Origin of the sequence: Bartonella queenslandensis AUST/NH15, assembly GCF_000312585.1 — a bacterium.
In the GTDB taxonomy this organism is placed as follows: domain Bacteria; phylum Pseudomonadota; class Alphaproteobacteria; order Rhizobiales; family Rhizobiaceae; genus Bartonella; species Bartonella queenslandensis_A.
Map to the genome: position 1 here is coordinate 1 of NZ_HE998060.1, position 602 is coordinate 602.

Below are 602 nucleotides of genomic sequence, written 5' to 3' on the forward strand. Positions count from 1 at the left end.
GACGCACGAGATCAGCTTTGCGTAAGTCTTTTTCAACCATAGCGTTATGTATTGCGATCTTCAAAGTGACCAATGAAGATACTTCAACAAAAGGATAAGCAGTATCACGAGCTCCAAAAGGAACGACTTCACGATCTTGGAAACGTCCCATAATGACTGTTAAAAGGGCATTTTTAGCATTTTCTAACGCTTCTTTTTCGTCGTTACCATAGGTAATAAATTCCTGAAAATCTTTGCAAACGACAAGAAGAGTATCATTGTCATCTCTGATAAATTTAAGTGCATATTTCATTTATATCTCCTATATCTCCATATTCTGACTTACTTTAGGTTAAGATCTTTAAGAATCTTTTGAACTAATCCTTTCCGCGCACCATGCATTGACAAAACCGTTTTTTTAGAACCACGTTTTACAAGCAAATGGTGCCTTTCCCTGAGGTAAAACTGCAACCATGTTTTGTAAGATATCTTTTTAATTCTTGACTGTTCATAAATATAATATAGCATCTAAAATGTTTAAATAAAACAAATATGTTGTTATTTATAGAAAAAAGTGTCTTTTAAAATACTAAGTTTTGCCTAAAAAATAAAAAAAACACCAG

The 602-nt window shown here is 32.6% G+C and carries 1 protein-coding gene; it reads right to left on the reverse strand.

The genetic code is table 11. The features are described from left to right. The coding region (locus BN338_RS09350) for a type II toxin-antitoxin system HicB family antitoxin (protein WP_039761481.1) at positions 1-292 on the reverse strand (292 nt) is incomplete at its 3' end. Positions 293-602: the final 310 nt, after the last annotated feature.